The organism is Paracoccus broussonetiae, from assembly GCF_031854425.1.
GTDB classification, from domain to species: Bacteria; Pseudomonadota; Alphaproteobacteria; order Rhodobacterales; family Rhodobacteraceae; genus Paracoccus; species Paracoccus broussonetiae.
Genome location: NZ_JAVRQI010000004.1, coordinates 266,673 through 284,101 on the forward strand (window position 1 = coordinate 266,673; position 17,429 = coordinate 284,101).

Consider the following 17,429-nt stretch of genomic DNA (forward strand, 5'->3'; position numbering starts at 1 on the left):
CTGCCGCGTGGCGACGAAATCTGCCAAGCAGGATGACATCGAAGATTCCTCTGCCCCCCTGATCGAACATCTGGCCGAGCTGCGCACGCGGCTGATCTGGTCGGTCCTGGCCTTCGTCGTGGCCATGATCGTCTGCTATTTCGTCTGGAACCCGATCTTCGACTTCCTGACCCAGCCGATCTGCTATGCGCTGGAAAAGCGCGGCCAGACCTGCGGCCTGATCCTGCTGAAACTGCAGGAGGGCTTCTTCGTCGCCATGCGCATCGCCTTTTTCGGCGGCTTCGTGCTGGCTTTCCCGGTGGTGGGCTACCAGCTTTGGCGCTTTGTCGCGCCGGGGCTGTATCGCAAGGAAAAGAATGCGCTGCTGCCTTTCCTGATCGCATCGCCGGTGATGTTCATCATCGGCGCGGCTTTCGCCTATTACGTCATCCTGCCCTGGGCCTTCGACTTCTTCCTGGGCTTCCAGCAGGGGCCTCTGGCATTGCCGGATGACCCGACAGGAGCTGCGGCGACGGCCGCAGGAGCGGCGACACAGGCAAAAGCGGGCGAGCCTTGGGCCGGGATCGTGTTCCAGGGTTCGGTCGAGGAATACCTGACACTGACGACCAAGTTCATCCTGGCCTTCGGTCTGTCCTTCCAGTTGCCGGTCGCCCTGACCCTGATGGGCAAGGCGGGGCTGGTCTCGTCCGAGGGGCTGGCCAGCGTCCGCCGCTATGCGGTGATCGTGATCCTGATCCTCGCGGCGATGGTCACACCCCCCGATGTCATCAGTCAGGTCGTGCTGTTCACCGTGATCTATGGCCTGTACGAAATCTCGATCTACCTAGTCCGTCGCATCGAGAAGAAGCGCGAGCTGGAAGAACAGGAAGCCGATGTCGAGTAATCTACTGGTTCGCATCGCCGAGGCCTTGGAACGCATGGCCCCGGCGCCTGCACCCGCGCCCAGCTTTTCCGAAGCCACCGCCTATATCTGGCAGCCCGACCCCGACCGGCTGGTCCCGGTGGACGAGGTCAGCCGCGTGGATCTGGTCCAGCTGATCGGCATTGATCGGTCCCGCGACACATTGCTGGCCAACACGCTGCAATTCGCGCGGGGTCACGCGGCAAACAACGCGCTGCTTTGGGGCTCGCGCGGGATGGGGAAGTCGTCGCTCGTCAAGGCCGTCCATGCCGAGGCAGTGCGTCAGGGGCTGCCGCTGATCCTGGTCGAGATCGCGCGCGAGGATCTGGGATCTGTCGGGCGGCTGCTCGCGATCCTGGGGCAAGCGCAGGACAAGCGCTTTGTGCTGTTCTCGGATGACCTGTCCTTCAGTCATGACGATACGCAGTACAAATCGCTCAAAGCGGTGCTGGATGGCGGCATTTCCGGGCGGCCGGCCAACGTCATCCTGTATGCGACCTCGAACCGGCGGCACCTGATGCCGCGCGACATGATCGACAACGAACGCTCGACCGCGATCCATCCAGGCGAGGCGGTCGAGGAGAAGGTCTCGCTGTCGGACCGTTTCGGGCTGTGGCTGGGCTTCCATCCCTGCTCGCAGGACGAATATCTGGCGATGGTGCGCGGCTATTGCGACGCCTATGGCGTTTCTGTCGCCGAGGACCAGTTGCGGGCCGAAGCGATCGAGTGGCAGGCCACGCGGGGCTCGCGCTCGGGGCGGGTGGCCTGGCAATTCTTCACCGATCTGGCAGGTCGGCAAGGCATCGCGGTCTGATGGAATCCGTCACGGCGATTCGAAATTGCCTTGGCGAAAGACGCGCTTTTCCTGCTCAATCCGAAAAACAAGCAGAGCTAGCGGCTCTGCCCAATTTTCATGCACTGTGCCATAAACCTAATTGTGTCCGACAAATTCAGGATTGGAACAAGCGTTCGATTGAATTGAATTGGTGAAGTTCCGAAGCCAGTCGGCGAATTGACGCCGGCACGCTGCGTAATTATCGACAGCTTGGCAAAGGTCTGGAATATACTTCGAAAATCACGACCGGGTGAGAACCGCTCCCAGCCTCACCCGGTCTGGCCATACAAACAAACATGGCAATCGTTACTTGGCGGGATAAAACTGCCCCGAAAGTCGTAATGTTGAAACCTGACTTTTTGGTGAAGTTTTTCAGCGTTTCCTGCATTCGTGGCGCGAGTCCGCCTTGCTTAATGCAAGCTATTGGATGGTGCTCAACTTTGAATTGCAGCCCATTAATAAACTCCATCTATGGGCTTGCAACTCCGGCCTCGATTCGGTGAACTTGCCCTTGCGTCGGATTTGTCCGGGCAAGAATGACCGAGGTGAATGAATTGGCTGAGTCGGGCAAAAAGAAAACATCCGGGGACGATAAGGTTCTGCCCCGCGCCAGTAATGCCGAAGACAAGATTGCCAAGCGTCTAGCCCGACAAGCCGAAAAGCGTAGCGAGCGCGCGGCTGAGCGCGCCCAACGTCAGGCGCAACGCCAGGCGGAACGAGAGGCGCGCCGTGCTGCCCGCGAAAAGCCGGAGGCGGCAAGAACCGTTGCCGACGCGCCGGCCAAGCCTGGCAAGGCGATCCGTGTCGACGCCGCGACGCGGGATCGGGGCAAGAAGCCCGCGCAGTCAGAGAAGGCTCCGAAAACGGAACCGCTCGCGCCCCAACGCTTCAACATCCTTATTGTCGCGCAGCACGGACGCCTTGCCCGTGAAGCGTCCCTGTTTGCCGCCAGCCTGCGGCGGAACGCGCCGGACTGGAAGGGGCGTCTGATCGTGGCCGAGCCCCGCCCGGAGGGCGCCTGGGCGGGCATGGCGACACTTCTGGATCCGAACGAGCGCAAGGCGCTGGAAGGCTTCGGCGCCGAGATTTTGCCCTTTACCGCCCGGCATTTCGGCGCGGCCTATCCTCATGGCAACAAGATCGAGGCGCTGGAGCTGCTTCCCGCGGGCGAGCCGTTTGTCTTCTTCGACAGTGACACCATCGTCACCGGGCGGCTGGATCGTGTCGGCTTTGACTTCTCGCGCCCGTCCGCGTCGATGCGTCGCACGGGGACATGGCCCGAGCCGCCGCTTTACGGCCCCGATTTCAACGCGATCTGGAAGTCTCTCTATGATCGTTTCGGGCTTGAATTCGCGGGTTCGCTGGATCTTGACCACCACGACAACCACTGGGAGCGGTATCTGTATTTCAACGCGGGCTGGTTCTTCGGGCCTGATCCGCAGGAATTCGGTCGGCGTTTCCTGGAATGGTCTCAGCAGGTGCGTGACGCCCCGGGCGAGGCGCTGGCGTGCCAAAGCCTGGACCCCTGGCTGGATCAGGTGGTGCTGCCGCTGGTTATCCATTCGCTTGGGGGCGGCAGGCCGGGTCCCGCACTGGCGGGACTGGATGGCGATGTGACCTGCCATTACCGCAACCTGTCGCTGCTTTACGCGCGCGAGGCCGAGGATACGGTGGCATTGGTCGAGGAGCTGATCGCCGATCCGATGATCGCCCCGCTTTTTGCGCAGGACGACGCCGCGAACCGGCTTGTGCGGGACGGCGAAGGGCGTGGCGTGATCCGGCCGATGTTCCCGCAGGCCGCAGACCAGCCTGAACAGCCGATCCGCCATCAGTTGAAGCGCGCGGGCCTGTGGTTTCGCTGATAGGGGATGGGTCCCGGCGTAGGCCGGGACCGCTTCACATCTTGGCCTAGCGGCTCAGGGCTTCGTCGCAGCGGGCGCAGGTGCCCGCGTGCTTGTGGGTTCCGACATCCGGCAGGATCTTCCAGCAACGCTGGCATTTCTCGCCATCTGCGGCCTCGAAGACCACGCCCACACCCGCCACGTCGGGCAGGCGGAAGGCTTCGCCCGGCGCGGGGTCCGCGGTCAGGCTCAGGTCCGAGGTGATGCAGATATCGGTGAAGGCGACCGATTTCAGCGCCTTCAGTACCTCGGCATCCTCGACATGGACGACCGGCGCGGCTTCAAGGCTGGCCCCGATGGTCTTGTCGCTGCGCTTGATCTCCAGCGCGGCGGTGACGACGCGACGGGTGCGGCGGATCGCCTCCCACTTGCGGGCCAGGGGTTCGTTCAGCCAGTCCGCAGGCGTCACCGGGAAGTCGTGCATATGCACGCTGTCATCCTCGGACGGGAAGCGGCTCAGCCATACATCTTCCATGGTGAAGGGCAGGATCGGCGCAAGCCAGGTCACGAGGCGCTGGAACAGGATATCCAGCACGGTGCGGGCCGAACGGCGGCGCAGGCTGTCCGGCGCGTCGCAGTAAAGCGCATCCTTGCGAATGTCGAAATAGAAGCTCGACAGATCCACGGTTGCGAACTGGAACACGGTCTGGAAGACGCCCTGGAAGTCATAGGCGTCATAGCCCTTGCGCAGCTGGTGGTCGATCTGCGCCAGGCGGTGCAGCACCCATTGCTCCAGCTCGGGCATGTCCTTGACCTCGACCCGCTCGGCATCCGAGAAGCCATCAAGGTTGCCCAGAACAAAGCGCAGGGTGTTGCGCAGGCGACGATAGCTGTCTGCCGTGCCCTTCAGGATCTCTTTCCCGATGCGCAGGTCGGTGGTGTAGTCGGACTGCGCAACCCACAGGCGCAGGATGTCTGCGCCATATTCCTTGATGACATCGGCGGGCGCGACGGTATTCCCCAGCGATTTGGACATTTTCATGCCCTTTTCGTCCAGCGTGAAGCCGTGGGTCAGCACACCCTTATAGGGGGCGCGGCCCTTGGTCGCGCAGGCCTGCAGCAGCGAGGAATGGAACCAGCCGCGATGCTGGTCGGTGCCTTCCAGATACAGGTCTGCGATTCCGTCGGGCGAGCCATCGGCCCGGTCGCGGATCACGAAAGCATGGGTCGAGCCGGAATCGAACCACACATCCAGCACGTCCATGACCTGATCATAGGCCTCGGGATCGGCCACGCCGTCCAGCATCTTTGCCTTGAAATCGGCGTGATACCAGACGTCTGCGCCGTCCTTCTCGAAAGCTTCGATGACACGGTCATTGACGCGCTGGTCGCGCAGCAGGAAATCGGCATCGTCCGGGCGCGCACCTTTTTTCACGAAGCAGGTCAGCGGCACGCCCCAGGCGCGTTGACGCGACAGCACCCAGTCTGGCCGGTTTTCGACCATGGAATACAGTCGGTTGCGCCCGGTCTGCGGCGTCCAGCGCACCAGCTTGTCGATCGAGGTCAGCGCACGTGAGCGGATCGTATCGCCGTACTCGCCCATGCCGTCTTCCAGCTTGCGGTCGATGGCGGCGAACCATTGCGGCGTGTTGCGATAGATCAGCGGCGCCTTGGAGCGCCAGCTATGCGGATAGCTGTGCTTGATCTTGCCCTTGGCGAGCAGCGCGCCGGAATAGGCCAGTTGCTTGATGATGCTGACATTGGCGGGGCCTTCGGCGCCTTCCGGGGTCAGGATCGCCTGACCGCCGAACAGGGGCAGGTCGGGGCGGAAGCTGCCGTCCGGCTCGACGTTGTAGGTCATCTTCAGGCCGAATTTCAGGCCAAGCTGATAGTCGTCCTCGCCGTGGCTGGGGGCGGAATGGACAAAGCCCGTGCCTGCGTCGTCGGTGACGTGATCGCCGGGCAGCAGGCGGACGTCATAGTCCCATTCGCCATCGCCATTTTCCACAGCGCGGAAGGGGTGGGCCAGCAGCACACCGTCGAGTTCATCGGCGGTCACGCCGCGCAGGCGGGTGAAGCCCTCGACCTTGGCGGATTTCATCACCGCCTCGGCCAGCGCATCGGCAAGGACCAGTTTCTCGCCCGGTTTCGCTGTGGCATTCTCGGCCGCGGTATCGACCGAATAGATGCCATAGGCGATCTCGGGGTTGTAGGCGACGGCCTGGTTCTGCGGGATGGTCCAGGGCGTCGTCGTCCAGATCACCACCGAGGCCCCGTCCAGCGCGCCGCCCAGCACGGGGAAGCGTACCCAGATCGTGTGGCTGGTATGGTCGTGATATTCGACCTCGGCCTCGGCCAGAGCGGTCTTTTCGACCGGCGACCACATCACGGGCTTGGAACCCTGATAGAGCGCGCCGTTCATCAGCAGCTTCATGAACTCGGCCGCGATCACCGCCTCGGCGTGGTAGTTCATGGTCAGGTAGGGGTCTTCCCATTTGCCGATGATGCCAAGGCGCTTGAATTCATCGCGCTGGGTCTCGACCCAGCCCTCGGCGAACTTGCGGCATTCCTGACGGAACTCGACGACGTCGACATCGTCCTTGTTCTGCTGTTTCTGGCGATACTGCTCCTCGATTTTCCACTCGATCGGCAGGCCGTGGCAGTCCCAGCCGGGAACATAGCGGGCATCGCGGCCCATCATCTGTTGGCTGCGGGTGATGAAGTCCTTCAGCACCTTGTTCAGCGCGTGGCCGATATGCAGGTGGCCGTTCGCATAGGGGGGGCCATCGTGCAGGATGAAGGGGCTGCGCCCCTCTTTCCGGCGCAGGCGGTCATAGATGCCCATGCGCGCCCAGCGGTCCAGCCATTCCGGCTCGCGCTGGGGCAAGCCCGCGCGCATGGGAAAATCGGTCTGGGGCAGGAAAACGGTGTCGCGGTAGTCGGGCGCGGTCGAGGTCGTGTCGCTCATCTGGCGGGGATCCTTCGGGGTAGCAGGGCAGACATGTGTAACCCGGCGGCGAGGAACCCCTACGCCGCCGGGCGGATAATTCGAAAGTCCCGGCCTGCCCAGACCGATCGAAAACTGAACATGGGCGGGTTATAGGAAACGGGTGCGGGTGCTGCAAGCGCGACAAGCTGCCGCCTTGCGCGCGCGCGCAGGCGGACCCATATCGGCGGCATGATCCCCGCTCGATTTCCCGTGACCCCCGAACAGATCGACCGCGTCGTCGCGGTTTTCTATGCCGCCATCCGCCGTCATGAGCTGCTGGGGCCGATCTTCAGCGGCCATGTCACCGACTGGCCCGCGCATGAGGCCAAGATCGCCGCGTTCTGGCGCAACGCGATTCTTTACGAACGCAGCTATGACGGCAGCCCGATGCATGCCCATATGCGCGCGGGCGATGTCGAGCCCGAGCATTTCCCGGTCTGGCTGATGCTTTTTGACGAAACCCTGCGCCGCACGCTGCCCGAGGAAGCCGCCGCCGGCTGGTCGGCGCTGGCCCATCGGATCGGCGCGGGCCTGCGGATGGGGGTTGAGAACATGCAGCCCGTCCGCCGCAACCCTCCGGTCTTGCGTTAAAGGCCGTTTCGCCGTAAACAAAACGGGAACATTGCCCGGAGGTTGCCATGCAGATCGACTATCTGGAATTCAGTTCCCCCGATATTGCCGCGACGAAGGACTTCTTTGGCCGCGCTTTCGGCTGGAGCTTCAATGACTATGGCCCCGAGTATCAGGAACTTGCCGATGCAGGCATATCCGGGGGTATCGCCGCCGCGCCACTGGCACCGCCGTTGGTGATCCTGAAAGCCGACGACCTGGAATCCGCGCTGGCCCGCGTGACCGCGGCCGGCGCCACGATTACCAAGCCGATCTTTGCCTTTCCCGGCGGTCGCCGCTTTCACTTCCGCGAACCCGGCGGGACCGAGATGGCGGTCTGGTCCGAAGCCTAGTTCCGGGGAGGGCGCGCGCGATAGGTGGGCAGCTTCCAGCCAAAAACCATGCTTCCCGCGCGCAGGCCAAAGACGCTGACCGCACAGGCCGCTAAAGCCCAGATACGCGGGCAGCCGATCTCCATCAGCACCACGGCGACGACGGCCCCGCCGAAGGTCGCGGTGACGTAAAGCTCTCCCTGTTTCAGGACCAGCGGCAGCTCGTTTCCGACCACGTCCCGCAGCAGCCCGCCGAAGGTGCCGGTGACGACGCCCATTGCGACCACGACGATCGGGCTTGCGCCGGTATCCATCGCGACGCCCACCCCCGCTGGGACCGCAATCGCCAGCGCCAGCGCGTCCAGCCACAGCAACACGCTGTACCGGCTTTCCAGCAGGTGGGCGGTGAAAAACACCAGGATCGAGGCCAGCGAAGTCAGGATCAGCAGCCCCGGCCGCTGGACCCAGAAGACCGGATCCTGTCCCAGCAACAAGTCGCGCAGCGTGCCGCCGCCGATCCCCGTCAGCGTGGCAAAGAAGAAGAAGCCGACGATGTCGAGCTGCGCCCGGCTGGCAACCAGCGCGCCGGTCAGGGCAAAGACAAGCACGCTGGCATAGTCGAGGACCGGAACTGTGACTTCCGGCGTCACCCCGCTGCCCGTGCGGGTTTGAAGGGCGCCATGCCTGCACGGGCCAGTTCATCGGCGCGCTCGTTTTCGGGGTGGCCGGCATGGCCCTTGATCCATTCCCAGCTGACCTTGTGGCGGGCCTGTGCTTCGTCCAGGCGCTGCCACAGCTCTGCATTCTTGACCGGCTTGCGGTCGGCGGTGCGCCAGCCGTTGCGTTTCCAGCCGTGGATCCACTGGGTCACGCCGTTCTTCACATAGGCGCTGTCGGTGGTCACGGTGATGGTGCTGGGGCGGCTCAGAATCTCCAATGCCGAGATCGCGGCCATCAGCTCCATGCGGTTGTTGGTCGTCGCGGCCTCGCCACCCGACAACTCGCGTTCTTTCAGGATGCTGTCGCCCTCCATCGCGCGCATCAGGACGCCCCAGCCTCCCGGGCCGGGATTGCCGCTGCACGCGCCGTCGGTCCATGCGAAAAGGCGGGTCATGCGCGAGCCAACGCCAGCTTCAGGCCAAGCGCCGCGAACGAGGCCGCAAAGGCCCGCCGCAGCCAGGCCATCGCTCGGTCCGAGGCCAGAAGCGCATCGCGTCCGCTGGCCGCCAGCGCGGCATAGCCAAGAAACACCACAAGCGTGACCAACGAGAAGATACCACCCAGTCGGGCCAGTGCGCCAAGGCCCGACCCGGCGGGCATGAACTGGGGCAGGAAGGCCATGAAGAACAGCGGCAGCTTGGGGTTCAGCAGGTTCAGCAGGACGCCGCGCCACAGGATTCGCATGGCAGAGACCGGCGCAGCGGGCCTGACCGCCATGTTGCCGCGATCCTGCAGGACCGCCCAGGCCGTCCACAGCAGATAGGCGACGCCCAGCAGCTTGACCGCCTGGAACAGCACCGCGCTGGTGTGCAGCACCGCCGCCAGCCCGGCCATCGCGACCAGCATATGCAGGATGGTGGCGATCGTGCATCCGACCGAAGCCCATGCCCCGGCGCGCATCCCCCCGCCCAGCGTCGCGGACAGGGTATAGACGACCCCGAGACCCGGCGCGACGCAGACGATCAGGACGGTCAGCAGATAGTCCCAGCTCATCCGTCGAGCCCCTTGTGGCCGGGCAAAGCGGCAACGCGGTCCAGCCAGGCGTTGATTGCCGGGAAGCGGGTCATGTCAAAGCCGCCGCGCGTGCCGGCACTGTGGGTATAGCCGTAAAGGCAGATATCGGCCAGGCTGGCGGCGTCGCCGACCAGCCAGTCGCGCTTCGTCAGTCGGTCTTCCATGATCTGCAGCAGCGCGTGGCCGCGCTCCAGCAGTTCGGCCAGGCGCTCGGGCGTGGCCAGGTGGCGGCGCTGCGGATAGAACAGCAGCGCGGCGCGCACGGCGATGACGCCTTCATGCTGGTTCTGCTCCCAGAACATCCAGCCAAGCATCTCGGCGCGGGTGAACCCGTCGGCGGGGACAAAGGCGCTGCCTTCCGCCAGCCATGTTAGGATCGCGTTCGATTCCGGCAGCAGGCGGCCATCGTCCAGTTCCAGCACGGGGGCCTTGCCAAAGGGCAGGCGACCTTCGGCCTTGGCCTTGGCCAGCGCATCGGAACTGTCCTCGACATCGATGATCTCGCAGTCGCGGCCCAGAAGCGACAGCAGCAGCCGCACCTTGTAGCTGTTGCCCGAGGAGGGCATGGAATAAAGACGCATTTGCAGATCTCTCGCAAGGTTTGGCCGGGCGCGCTGGGGCCGGGCGGTATGTCGCGGGCACTATAGGCGGGAAGGGCGGAAGCGGCCAGCGCAAGCTGGCCACCTTGCATCACGCGGGATCAAGCGATCAGGCGGGTTTCGGCAGATACTCGATCGCGCCCGCGATGTCGCTGTCATCGATCAGGCGGAAATGGCTGACCGAGCCTTCCTGCCGCGCCTTGCCATAGGGGGCATATTCGGGATCGTTGGCAAAGCCCAAGGCATCTTCGCGCGACGGGAACTGGATCAGGGCGATCAGCGTCTCGTCGGTCTTTTCGCCCTCCAGCGTTTCGATATTGCCGCTCCGCGACAGATAGCGGCCATTATGCTTGGCGGCGATGTCATGGACCTTGGCCGCATAGTCGGGAATCCAGGCGTCGTCGGTGACTTTGACTTCAGCGATCAGAAAGACAGTCATTCTCGGTTCATCCTCCCTCGGGCATGTGCCGCGGCCGGATCGGCGACGGCCAGCGTGCGCAGGATAAGTGCGGAAGCTCTGCCCCGGCAACATGGCATTGGGGCAACGCGTCAGATGCCAGTGGGCTTGCCGAGATAGGGGATGCTGCCCGCGATGTCGGTATCGTCGATCAGGCGGTAATGGCAGATCGAGCCCCTGCGCCGCGCCTCGCGATAGGGGCGGTATTCGGGATCGCCGATCAAGGCCATCACGTCATCGCGCGAGGGAAATTCCAGCAGCGCGATTCCCGTGACATCGCGCGGAACGCCTTCCAGCGTTTCGACATTGGTGCTGCGCGACAAGTAGCGGCCATTGTGCCGCGCGGCGATCCGATGGACATGCGTGACATATTCGGGAAGCCACGCCTCGTCGGTCACCTTGAGTTCTGCGATCAGATAGACGGTCATGTCGGATCACTCCCCCATTGGGGCCGCGACCCGCGTGGTCGCGGACGATGCCGTCAGCATAGCAGAAACGATCTGATCCCGAAATCGCCGTGAAACGCCGGATCAGACGGGTTCGCGAAGGACGCGGGGCACCTTGAATTCGACGTTCTCGCGCGCGGTTTCCACCATCTCGACGGTCACGTCGAAACGGGCGCGGAAGGCATCGACCACCTCGTCGACCAGCACTTCGGGGGCGCTGGCCCCGGCGGTGACGCCGACGGCGCGCACGCCCTCGATGGCGCGCCAGTCGATCTGGTCGGCACGCATGACAAGCTGGGAATAGGCGCAGCCCGCGGCCGAGCCGACCTCGACCAGCCGGCGCGAATTCGAACTGTTCGGCGCGCCGATCACGAACAGTGCGTCGATCTGTCCGGCAATGGCCTTGACCGAGGCCTGACGGTTGGTCGTGGCATAGCAGATGTCTTCCTTGGCCGGTCCGATGATGGCCGGAAAGCGCGCCTGCAGCGCCGCGACGATGGCGGCCGTGTCGTCGACCGACAGCGTCGTCTGCGTGATGAAGGCCAGCCGCGAAGGGTCGCGCGGTTGAATACCGGCCACGTCATCGACGGTTTCGACCAGCAGCACCTCGCCCTCGGGCAATTGGCCCATCGTGCCCAGCACCTCGGGGTGGCCGGCATGGCCGATCATGACCATCTGCAAACCGGCGGCATGGTGGCGTTCGGCCTCGACATGGACCTTGCTGACAAGCGGGCAGGTCGCGTCGACATAGACCATCTCGCGCCGCCGCGCCTCGGCTGGAACGGCCTTGGGAACGCCATGCGCGGAAAAGATCACCGGGCGGTCGTCGGGACATTCGTCCAGTTCCTCGACGAAGACCGCGCCCTTGTCACGCAGGCTGTCGACGACGAACTTGTTGTGCACGATCTCGTGGCGGACATAGACCGGGGCGCCCCATTTCTGCAGCGCCATCTCGACGATCTTGATGGCGCGGTCGACGCCGGCGCAAAAGCCGCGCGGGGCGGCAAGGTACAGGGTCAAAGGCGGTTTCTTGTCCATGCCCATCACCTAGCCTTCCGACCCGCGCACCGCAAGGTCACGCCCCTTCGAACGAGGTCAGGGCATAGACTTCGTGCCCCATGCCTTCCAGCAGCTTCCGTCCACCCAGTTCGGGCAGGTCGATGACGAAGGCGCAGCCGATCACCTCGGCGCCCAGCCGCGCGCAAAGCGAAATCCCGGCCGCGGCGGTGCCGCCCGTCGCCAGCAGGTCGTCCACGATCAGCACCCGGTCGCCCGCTTTCAGCGCGTCATCATGGATCTCGACCACGGCTTCGCCATATTCCAGCGCATAGGCCTGGCTGATGACCGCGCCGGGAAGTTTCCCCTTTTTGCGGATTGGCACGAAGCCTACGGAAAGCTGGTGCGCCACCGCGCCCCCCAGGATGAAGCCGCGCGCCTCAAGCCCCACGACCTTGTCGATCGCCTCGCCCGCATAGGGGGACAGAAGCTGATCGACTGCCATGCGGAAGCCGCGCGCATCCGCGAAAAGCGTGGTCACGTCGCGGAAGATGATCCCTTCCTTGGGAAAGTCCACGATGGTTCGGATATAGTCCCGGACCTCGCGGGTGTCGCGGCTGCGCTTGGCCGGCTGTTCCATCAGGGTCGCTCCATTTCAAAAGTCTCGGTCGTGACCGTGTAATCCTTGTAGCCAAGGCGCGACAGCCATCCGTTGCGGCGCAGATCGAAACGACCGTCGATGACGCAATCCGGGCGAAGGTGGATGCCGGTCACGACACCCAGCACCATGACATTGGTCGCACCGGCCAGCCGGATGATCCGCGTCATGCGGCATTCAAGCGAAGCGGCCGCCTGCGCGACGCGGGGACAGTCGATGGTCTCGCATTCGGCGGCCTCGATTTCCGCAGCCTCGAACTCGCTGGTGCCGGCGGGCAGGGCGGCCGAGCTGGCGTTCACCATGTCGCGCATCGCGCCGTCGGCGATATTGACGCAGAAGACGCGGCTTTCGGCGATCTGGGCCACGCTGTCCTTGGTTCCCGGACGGTCGGGCTTGGCCGTGGTCGACGCAAACATCACCTGCGGCGGCACATAGGCCGTCAGGTTGAAGAAGGAATAGGGGGCCAGGTTGTCGCCCTGCGCGCCACGGGTCGAGATCCAGCCGATGGGACGGGGGGCCACGATCGCGTTCAGCGGGTTATGGGGCAGGCCGTGGCCGGCCTCGGGTCGATAGAACATCGGTATCCTCGCGTCCGAATTGCCGGGCGCGACCGGTCCGCGCCGCTTGTCGGGGAACGGTCTGCCCGCGTGGCCGTTTCACGTCAAGCGCCGGTGGGGCGCACGGACCGGAAATTCCTGCGTGCAAAGGGCGGGACGCGGCGTCGGTTGCGATTTTTTTCGGCCCGGTTTCCCATCGGATGTTTTCGTGCGGGAACATGCATGTTAGGGGGCGCGCCCAAGCGGATCAGACCGCAGCCCGCCGCCATGACCGGGAGACTCAATGTACGAACTCTGCCCTGAAACCCCCGAGGACACGCCCGAGGTCGAGGCGCTTCTGGACCTGTGCTTTGCGCCGGGCCGGACGGCTCTGTCCTCGTATCGGCTGCGCGACGGGGTGCCTGCGGTTTCGGCCCTGTGCCTCGTCCTGCGCGACGCTTCGGGCGTGCTTCTGGGGTCGATCCGCTATTGGCCGGTGCGCGTGGGGGGCAGGCCGGTGCTGCTGCTGGGACCGGTGGCCGTTCACCCGACGACGCAGGGTGAGGGACTGGGTGGGCTTCTGATGCAGGAAAGCCTGTCGCGGGCCGGGGCGCTGGGCTGGGCGCGGGTGATGCTGGTCGGTGATCTGCCCTATTACCGGCGCTTCGGTTTCTGGAAGCTGGACGGCGTCGAGATGCCACCACCCACCAACCCCGACCGCGTGCTGGGGCTGGAACTGGTCGAAGGTGCATGGCAGGGCGTGACCGGCGCGGTCACACGCGAAACCGGGGGCGATGTCGCTGCCGGCCTTGCCGAGATGCGCCGGGACCCGCCGAAAAGCCAGACCTGCGTCGAGATCGAATCCGAGCCGGCGCATCCTGCCCACAAGGGCTAGGGCGCGTCACTCGGTGCCATAGTCAAAGGATTCGGTGTGATTGGCCAGGCTGCCGGTCAGTGCGGCGAACAGGATCGTGCGCCCGTCGATCGATTCCGCGCCGCCGCCGATATTCAGCCAGCGCAGCGTCTGGACCGGCTCATCCTCGGCCGTTTCTGACAGGACGCCATGCATGGCGCCGGTTTCGGGCGAATAGATGACGGCGATCTGTTGAGAGGCGCAGTCATGCTGCTTGCAGCCCGACATGACCAGCCAGGACTTGCCGTCAAAGCGCGCGGTCTGGGTCGGGGTGACCACGATGCCTTGCTGGACCCAGTCCGGCATCGGGGATTTCCCGGCCATCCCCTTGAACGCCTTGGAAAGCGCGGCGTTCTGGTCCAGATCGTCCAGCGTCGGTGGTTCCTTGGCATATGCCAGCGGCGCGGCCAGCAGGATCGCGCCCGCAACCATCATGCCCATTGCCTTATCGATCAGCGCCATTCCGTGCTCCCTCATGTGTCTGGCATCCCGTGTCACAATAAGGACAGTGCCCGCTGAAACGGAACCCCGCGCTTCCTATCTGGTTTCCCTAAGACCGACCGAATGATCAGGTGTCCAAGGGATGACCGAACAAAGCTCGATTTCAACCCGGCAGTCCGTGCTGCCTCCGATCACCGACCCGACCGTCCATGCCGAGCTTGACCGGCTGGCGCGCCGTTACCTGAATGCGGGCGGCATGGCGATGGAGTTGATGAACGCGGTCGGAGGGAAGGCCGAAAACCTGCTCGACCGCTTGCCGAAACCGGTGCGGTCGCGCATGGACCGGATCACGCTGGGGGTCCTTGACCGCTCTTTCAGTGCGGCGTCGCGGTCGCGCGGAGTGCTTGCCGACCGGGGCGACTGGTTCAACCGGATGTTGTCGACCACGTCGGGCGCGGTCGGCGGCCTTGCGGGGATCGCGGGGGCGACGCTGGAACTTCCGGTGACGATCACCCTGCTTTTGCGGGCGATCATGGACATCGCGGCCGAGCATGGCTTTGATCCCGACAGTGATCTTGCTCGGCGCGAGGCGTTGCATGTCTTCGCCAGCGCCGGTCCGCTTGCCGATGACGAAGGCGCGGACCTTGGCCTGGTCACGGCTCGGATGACGATCACCGGCCAGACGATCCAGGGGCTGATCGCCAAGGTCGCGCCGAAGCTTTCGGCATCGCTGGCGCAAAAGCTGGCCGCGCAGACGGTGCCGATCCTTGGCGCGTTCGCGGGGGCAGCCATCAACTACAACTTCACGCGCTATTACCAGGAGGTCGCGCGAGTCCAGTTCGGCCTGCTGCGGCTGTCGCAGGAAACCGGCCTGCCGCGCGAGGCTCTGGTCGAGGCGCTGCTGCTGCGGATGGAGCAGGTCCGGCCCGGATCGACTGCCAAGACCGCGCGACGGCAGGCGGCGCGTTAATCCTCGACCGCTTCGGCGGTCAGGGCCAATGGCGCGGGCCCGGTCTCCAGGTGATCGATGCCCAAGGGGGCCGAAGGCCGGGCAAGCCGAGAGCGCACGATCCAGAACAGCCGTTCCTGCGCGCGGGTGATCGCGACATAGGTCAGGCGCTTCCACAAGGGGATCCCGGCCTCGGTGCGGTTCGACCAGGCGGCGGCATTGATGTCGGGGCCAAAGACCTGCACGTCTGGCCATTGTGACCCTTGGGCCTTGTGGATCGTCACCGCCGCGCCATGCAGGAAAGTTGCGCCCATGCGTGCGGCAAAGGGAATGAACGGCTCCTCGACGTCCGGCATCTCGATCTTGACGATCGAGGCGGCGGACAGGCGCGGATCCTCGGCCCCCACGACATGCAGGCGGGAAAAGCCGGGTTTGCGGCCCGGACCAAGATAGATCACCTGAGCGCCCTTGATCAGGCCACGCGCCTCAAGGTCGATGCGCTTCTTGCGGTGCTTCAGCGGCAGCTCGATCCCGTCGCAGATCAGCGGTTCGCCCGGCAGCAAGGCATCGCCCGGCGCGCCATAGGCGGAACGAAAGGCCTGGATCAGCTTGATCCGCGTGATGTTGCGCCAGACCAGGACGGGGCTGCGCGCCATCAGGTCGCTTTCCACACGCTCGGCCCAGACCACACGGTCATCGCGGCGCGCGGCGTCCTGCACCATGCGTTCGAAAGAAGCGAAATCCAGCTGCGGATCGGCCAGCGCATGGGCAAGGTCAAGGATCGGGCTGTCGCCGGTCTGGCGGTGGATGCGCGACAGTTCCAGCCGCTGCGATTTCGCGAGTCGGTCAAAGACCATTTCGCCGGATTCCCCGACCGGGGCCAGCTGTGCCGGGTCTCCGAAGATGACCAGGATCGGGAAGATCTCGCGCAGGTCGTTGAACTGCCGTTCGTCCAGCATCGAGGCTTCGTCGATCAGGCCGATGTCCAGCCCTTCCTCGCGCCGTTTCCAGCCCTGGATGAAATCCGAACCGCGCAGGCCTGCGGCCGCCAATGCGCCGGGGATCGAGGCATGCTGGTCATAGAAGGCCTTGGCGCGGTCCAGCGCGGCGTCGGTCAGCCCCTCGATCACGCCTTCGACCTGCGGGCGGTCGCCAACGCCGGTCAGCCAATCCGCGATGCGTTCGTAATCGGGGTCATAGACCGGGGTATACAGGATGCGATGGATGGTCGTCGCGGGAACGCCGCGCATGCGCAGCACGAAGGCGGCCTTGTTCGTCGGGGCAAGAATGGCGGCGGTGCGCCGGTCCTTGCGCTTGCGGCCTTCGTAATCGCCCGAGATGATGTCGACGCCTGCCGCCTTCAGCGCCTTGGTCAGTTCTGCCAGCAGCAGGGTCTTGCCGGAGCCGGCCTTACCGATCACCGCCATCACCCGTCCCTTGCCGGCGGTCAAGGGCGCGACCTCTTCGGAGAGCAGGTCGACGCCCGCTTCCTGAAGCATCGCGGAAAGGGCATCCCAGGCGTCGGCCTGATCGGGGGAAAGGGTGGGAAGGGTCATGGAGCCTTGTTAACCATGCCTCGCGCGACCGGAAAGGCCGTTTGTCGCGTCAGCCGTTTTTTGGGTATTTAAAAAACGGTGAAATTCCGGCGGACTCTGGGTTTCACCGTTTTCCAAATACCCCTGCGAGGTGTCGGAGGGGCGCGAAGCCCGGCCCATCAGGCGCGGTCGTCCTTGGGCGAGTTCATCACGACATGGGTGGTGATTGTGGAAATCTGGGGAAATGCGCCCAGCACGTCGCTGTGAAAGCGGCGATAGGCCTCCAGATCGCGAACCTCGACCCGCAGAAGATATTCGATCGAGCCGGTGATGTTGTGGCATTCCCGGACCTGTGGCGCGGCAAGGCAGGCCCGCTCGAAAGCCTGCTGTGCCTCGTTCGAATGCCGCGACAGCCCCACGGTGACATAGGCCGTGAACCCGGCATTGCGCGCCGCAGGATGGATGACGGCGCGATAGCCGGTGATTGCGCCACGGCGCTCCAGCTCTTGCACCCGGCGCAGGCAGGCCGAGGGAGAAAGCCCGATTTCCGCGGCAAGCTGCTGATTCGGGATGCGGCCGTTGCGCGAAAGGATCTGCAATATCCGCGCGGATGTGTGATCGGATTCGGCGTCTGGTTGCGACATTTCGCCTCGTATTG

20 protein-coding genes are annotated in these 17,429 nt (G+C 64.6%); 7 read left to right on the forward strand and 13 right to left on the reverse strand.

Features of this window, described 5'->3' with window-relative positions; genetic code table 11:
- The first annotated feature begins 7 nt into the window (after positions 1-7).
- The 3 genes from tatC to RM190_RS07100 all read left to right on the forward strand — a co-directional run bounded on the left by tatC (position 8) and on the right by RM190_RS07100 (position 3,598).
- The gene (tatC, locus tag RM190_RS07090; protein ID WP_311758708.1) at positions 8-883 is read left to right on the forward strand and encodes a twin-arginine translocase subunit TatC; all 876 of its coding nucleotides are present in this window, start codon (positions 8-10) and stop codon (positions 881-883) included.
- Positions 873-1,715 carry an ATP-binding protein gene (locus tag RM190_RS07095; protein WP_311758709.1) on the forward strand — a complete coding sequence of 281 codons (843 nt, stop codon included), beginning with the start codon at positions 873-875 and terminating at the stop codon, positions 1,713-1,715. The genes tatC and RM190_RS07095 overlap by 11 nt, the downstream gene beginning before the upstream one ends.
- Before the next feature lie 557 nt (positions 1,716-2,272).
- Positions 2,273-3,598 carry a hypothetical protein gene (locus RM190_RS07100; RefSeq protein ID WP_311758710.1) on the forward strand — a complete coding sequence of 442 codons (1,326 nt, stop codon included), beginning with the start codon at positions 2,273-2,275 and terminating at the stop codon, positions 3,596-3,598.
- Between the two features lie 46 nt (positions 3,599-3,644).
- Here RM190_RS07100 and ileS read toward each other — a convergent pair whose 3' ends face one another.
- Entirely contained in the window at positions 3,645-6,545 is a 2,901-nt protein-coding gene (gene ileS / locus RM190_RS07105) for an isoleucine--tRNA ligase (protein ID WP_311758711.1), read from the reverse strand.
- 210 nt (positions 6,546-6,755) lie between these two features.
- On the opposite strand from ileS, the gene RM190_RS07110 reads away from it, so the two are divergent.
- Positions 6,756-7,157, forward strand: coding sequence for a group III truncated hemoglobin (locus RM190_RS07110; protein WP_311758712.1), 402 nt, complete (start codon positions 6,756-6,758; stop codon positions 7,155-7,157).
- A 47-nt stretch (positions 7,158-7,204) separates the two neighbouring features.
- Positions 7,205-7,528 (forward strand): VOC family protein, encoded by a 324-nt coding sequence (locus tag RM190_RS07115; protein ID WP_311758713.1) that lies wholly within the window; start codon positions 7,205-7,207, stop codon positions 7,526-7,528.
- Here RM190_RS07115 and RM190_RS07120 read toward each other — a convergent pair.
- The 9 genes from RM190_RS07120 to RM190_RS07160 all read right to left on the reverse strand — a co-directional run bounded on the left by RM190_RS07120 (position 7,525) and on the right by RM190_RS07160 (position 12,975).
- Entirely contained in the window at positions 7,525-8,157 is a 633-nt protein-coding gene (locus RM190_RS07120; RefSeq protein WP_311758714.1) for a trimeric intracellular cation channel family protein, read from the reverse strand. The two genes, RM190_RS07115 and RM190_RS07120, sit on opposite strands and share 4 nt — an antisense overlap.
- Entirely contained in the window at positions 8,154-8,621 is a 468-nt protein-coding gene (rnhA, locus tag RM190_RS07125) for a ribonuclease HI (protein WP_311758715.1), read from the reverse strand. Before rnhA ends, RM190_RS07120 begins: the two co-directional genes overlap by 4 nt.
- The gene (locus RM190_RS07130; protein ID WP_311758716.1) at positions 8,618-9,220 is read right to left on the reverse strand and encodes a LysE family translocator; all 603 of its coding nucleotides are present in this window, start codon (positions 9,218-9,220) and stop codon (positions 8,618-8,620) included. Before RM190_RS07130 ends, rnhA begins: the two co-directional genes overlap by 4 nt.
- The gene (locus RM190_RS07135) at positions 9,217-9,822 is read right to left on the reverse strand and encodes a glutathione S-transferase family protein (RefSeq protein WP_311758717.1); all 606 of its coding nucleotides are present in this window, start codon (positions 9,820-9,822) and stop codon (positions 9,217-9,219) included. Before RM190_RS07135 ends, RM190_RS07130 begins: the two co-directional genes overlap by 4 nt.
- A 127-nt stretch (positions 9,823-9,949) precedes the next feature.
- A complete protein-coding gene (locus tag RM190_RS07140) occupies positions 9,950-10,279 on the reverse strand; it encodes a DUF1330 domain-containing protein (RefSeq protein ID WP_311758718.1) in 330 nt (109 codons plus the stop codon).
- Between the two features lie 110 nt (positions 10,280-10,389).
- A complete protein-coding gene (locus RM190_RS07145) occupies positions 10,390-10,725 on the reverse strand; it encodes a DUF1330 domain-containing protein (RefSeq protein ID WP_311758719.1) in 336 nt (111 codons plus the stop codon).
- A gap of 102 nt (positions 10,726-10,827) precedes the next feature.
- Positions 10,828-11,781: a 4-hydroxy-3-methylbut-2-enyl diphosphate reductase gene (gene ispH / locus RM190_RS07150; protein ID WP_311758720.1), complete on the reverse strand. Its 954-nt coding sequence runs from the start codon at positions 11,779-11,781 to the stop codon at positions 10,828-10,830.
- Between the two features lie 37 nt (positions 11,782-11,818).
- Entirely contained in the window at positions 11,819-12,379 is a 561-nt protein-coding gene (locus tag RM190_RS07155; protein ID WP_311758721.1) for an adenine phosphoribosyltransferase, read from the reverse strand.
- Positions 12,379-12,975, reverse strand: a complete 597-nt coding sequence (locus RM190_RS07160; protein ID WP_311758722.1) for a flavin reductase family protein — start codon at positions 12,973-12,975, stop codon at positions 12,379-12,381. The genes RM190_RS07155 and RM190_RS07160 overlap by 1 nt, the downstream gene beginning before the upstream one ends.
- Before the next feature lie 262 nt (positions 12,976-13,237).
- Here RM190_RS07160 and RM190_RS07165 point away from each other — a divergent pair, with 262 nt between their 5' ends.
- Complete coding sequence (locus RM190_RS07165; RefSeq protein ID WP_311758723.1) at positions 13,238-13,828, forward strand: GNAT family N-acetyltransferase; 591 nt, start codon at positions 13,238-13,240, stop codon at positions 13,826-13,828.
- Positions 13,829-13,834: 6 nt separating this feature from the next.
- Here the strand turns inward: RM190_RS07165 and RM190_RS07170 are convergent, their stop codons facing one another.
- Positions 13,835-14,308, reverse strand: a complete 474-nt coding sequence (locus RM190_RS07170; RefSeq protein ID WP_311758724.1) for an Ivy family c-type lysozyme inhibitor — start codon at positions 14,306-14,308, stop codon at positions 13,835-13,837.
- A gap of 121 nt (positions 14,309-14,429) precedes the next feature.
- On the opposite strand from RM190_RS07170, the gene RM190_RS07175 reads away from it, so the two are divergent.
- Positions 14,430-15,257, forward strand: coding sequence for an EcsC family protein (locus RM190_RS07175; protein WP_311758725.1), 828 nt, complete (start codon positions 14,430-14,432; stop codon positions 15,255-15,257).
- Here the strand turns inward: RM190_RS07175 and RM190_RS07180 are convergent.
- Positions 15,254-16,792: an ATP-dependent DNA helicase gene (locus RM190_RS07180; protein ID WP_311758726.1), complete on the reverse strand. Its 1,539-nt coding sequence runs from the start codon at positions 16,790-16,792 to the stop codon at positions 15,254-15,256. The genes RM190_RS07175 and RM190_RS07180 overlap by 4 nt on opposite strands.
- A 158-nt stretch (positions 16,793-16,950) precedes the next feature.
- A complete protein-coding gene (locus tag RM190_RS07185) occupies positions 16,951-17,415 on the reverse strand; it encodes an Lrp/AsnC family transcriptional regulator (RefSeq protein ID WP_311758727.1) in 465 nt (154 codons plus the stop codon).
- Between the last annotated feature and the right edge of the window lie 14 nt (positions 17,416-17,429).

Bases quoted from the DNA above. Each gene is read 5' to 3' on its own strand.
- RM190_RS07095 (WP_311758709.1), top strand. From the start codon at position 873: ATGTCGAGTAATCTACTGGTTCGCATCGCCGAGGCCTTGGAACGCATG.
- RM190_RS07100 (WP_311758710.1), top strand. From the start codon at position 2,273: ATGACCGAGGTGAATGAATTGGCTGAGTCGGGCAAAAAGAAAACATCC.
- ileS (WP_311758711.1), bottom strand. From the start codon at position 6,545: ATGAGCGACACGACCTCGACCGCGCCCGACTACCGCGACACCGTTTTC.
- RM190_RS07110 (WP_311758712.1), top strand. From the start codon at position 6,756: ATGATCCCCGCTCGATTTCCCGTGACCCCCGAACAGATCGACCGCGTC.
- RM190_RS07115 (WP_311758713.1), top strand. From the start codon at position 7,205: ATGCAGATCGACTATCTGGAATTCAGTTCCCCCGATATTGCCGCGACG.
- rnhA (WP_311758715.1), bottom strand. From the start codon at position 8,621: ATGACCCGCCTTTTCGCATGGACCGACGGCGCGTGCAGCGGCAATCCC.
- RM190_RS07130 (WP_311758716.1), bottom strand. From the start codon at position 9,220: ATGAGCTGGGACTATCTGCTGACCGTCCTGATCGTCTGCGTCGCGCCG.
- RM190_RS07135 (WP_311758717.1), bottom strand. From the start codon at position 9,822: ATGCGTCTTTATTCCATGCCCTCCTCGGGCAACAGCTACAAGGTGCGG.
- RM190_RS07140 (WP_311758718.1), bottom strand. From the start codon at position 10,279: ATGACTGTCTTTCTGATCGCTGAAGTCAAAGTCACCGACGACGCCTGG.
- RM190_RS07145 (WP_311758719.1), bottom strand. From the start codon at position 10,725: ATGACCGTCTATCTGATCGCAGAACTCAAGGTGACCGACGAGGCGTGG.
- ispH (WP_311758720.1), bottom strand. From the start codon at position 11,781: ATGGACAAGAAACCGCCTTTGACCCTGTACCTTGCCGCCCCGCGCGGC.
- RM190_RS07155 (WP_311758721.1), bottom strand. From the start codon at position 12,379: ATGGAACAGCCGGCCAAGCGCAGCCGCGACACCCGCGAGGTCCGGGAC.
- RM190_RS07160 (WP_311758722.1), bottom strand. From the start codon at position 12,975: ATGTTCTATCGACCCGAGGCCGGCCACGGCCTGCCCCATAACCCGCTG.
- RM190_RS07165 (WP_311758723.1), top strand. From the start codon at position 13,238: ATGTACGAACTCTGCCCTGAAACCCCCGAGGACACGCCCGAGGTCGAG.
- RM190_RS07170 (WP_311758724.1), bottom strand. From the start codon at position 14,308: ATGGCGCTGATCGATAAGGCAATGGGCATGATGGTTGCGGGCGCGATC.
- RM190_RS07175 (WP_311758725.1), top strand. From the start codon at position 14,430: ATGACCGAACAAAGCTCGATTTCAACCCGGCAGTCCGTGCTGCCTCCG.
- RM190_RS07180 (WP_311758726.1), bottom strand. From the start codon at position 16,792: ATGACCCTTCCCACCCTTTCCCCCGATCAGGCCGACGCCTGGGATGCC.
- RM190_RS07185 (WP_311758727.1), bottom strand. From the start codon at position 17,415: ATGTCGCAACCAGACGCCGAATCCGATCACACATCCGCGCGGATATTG.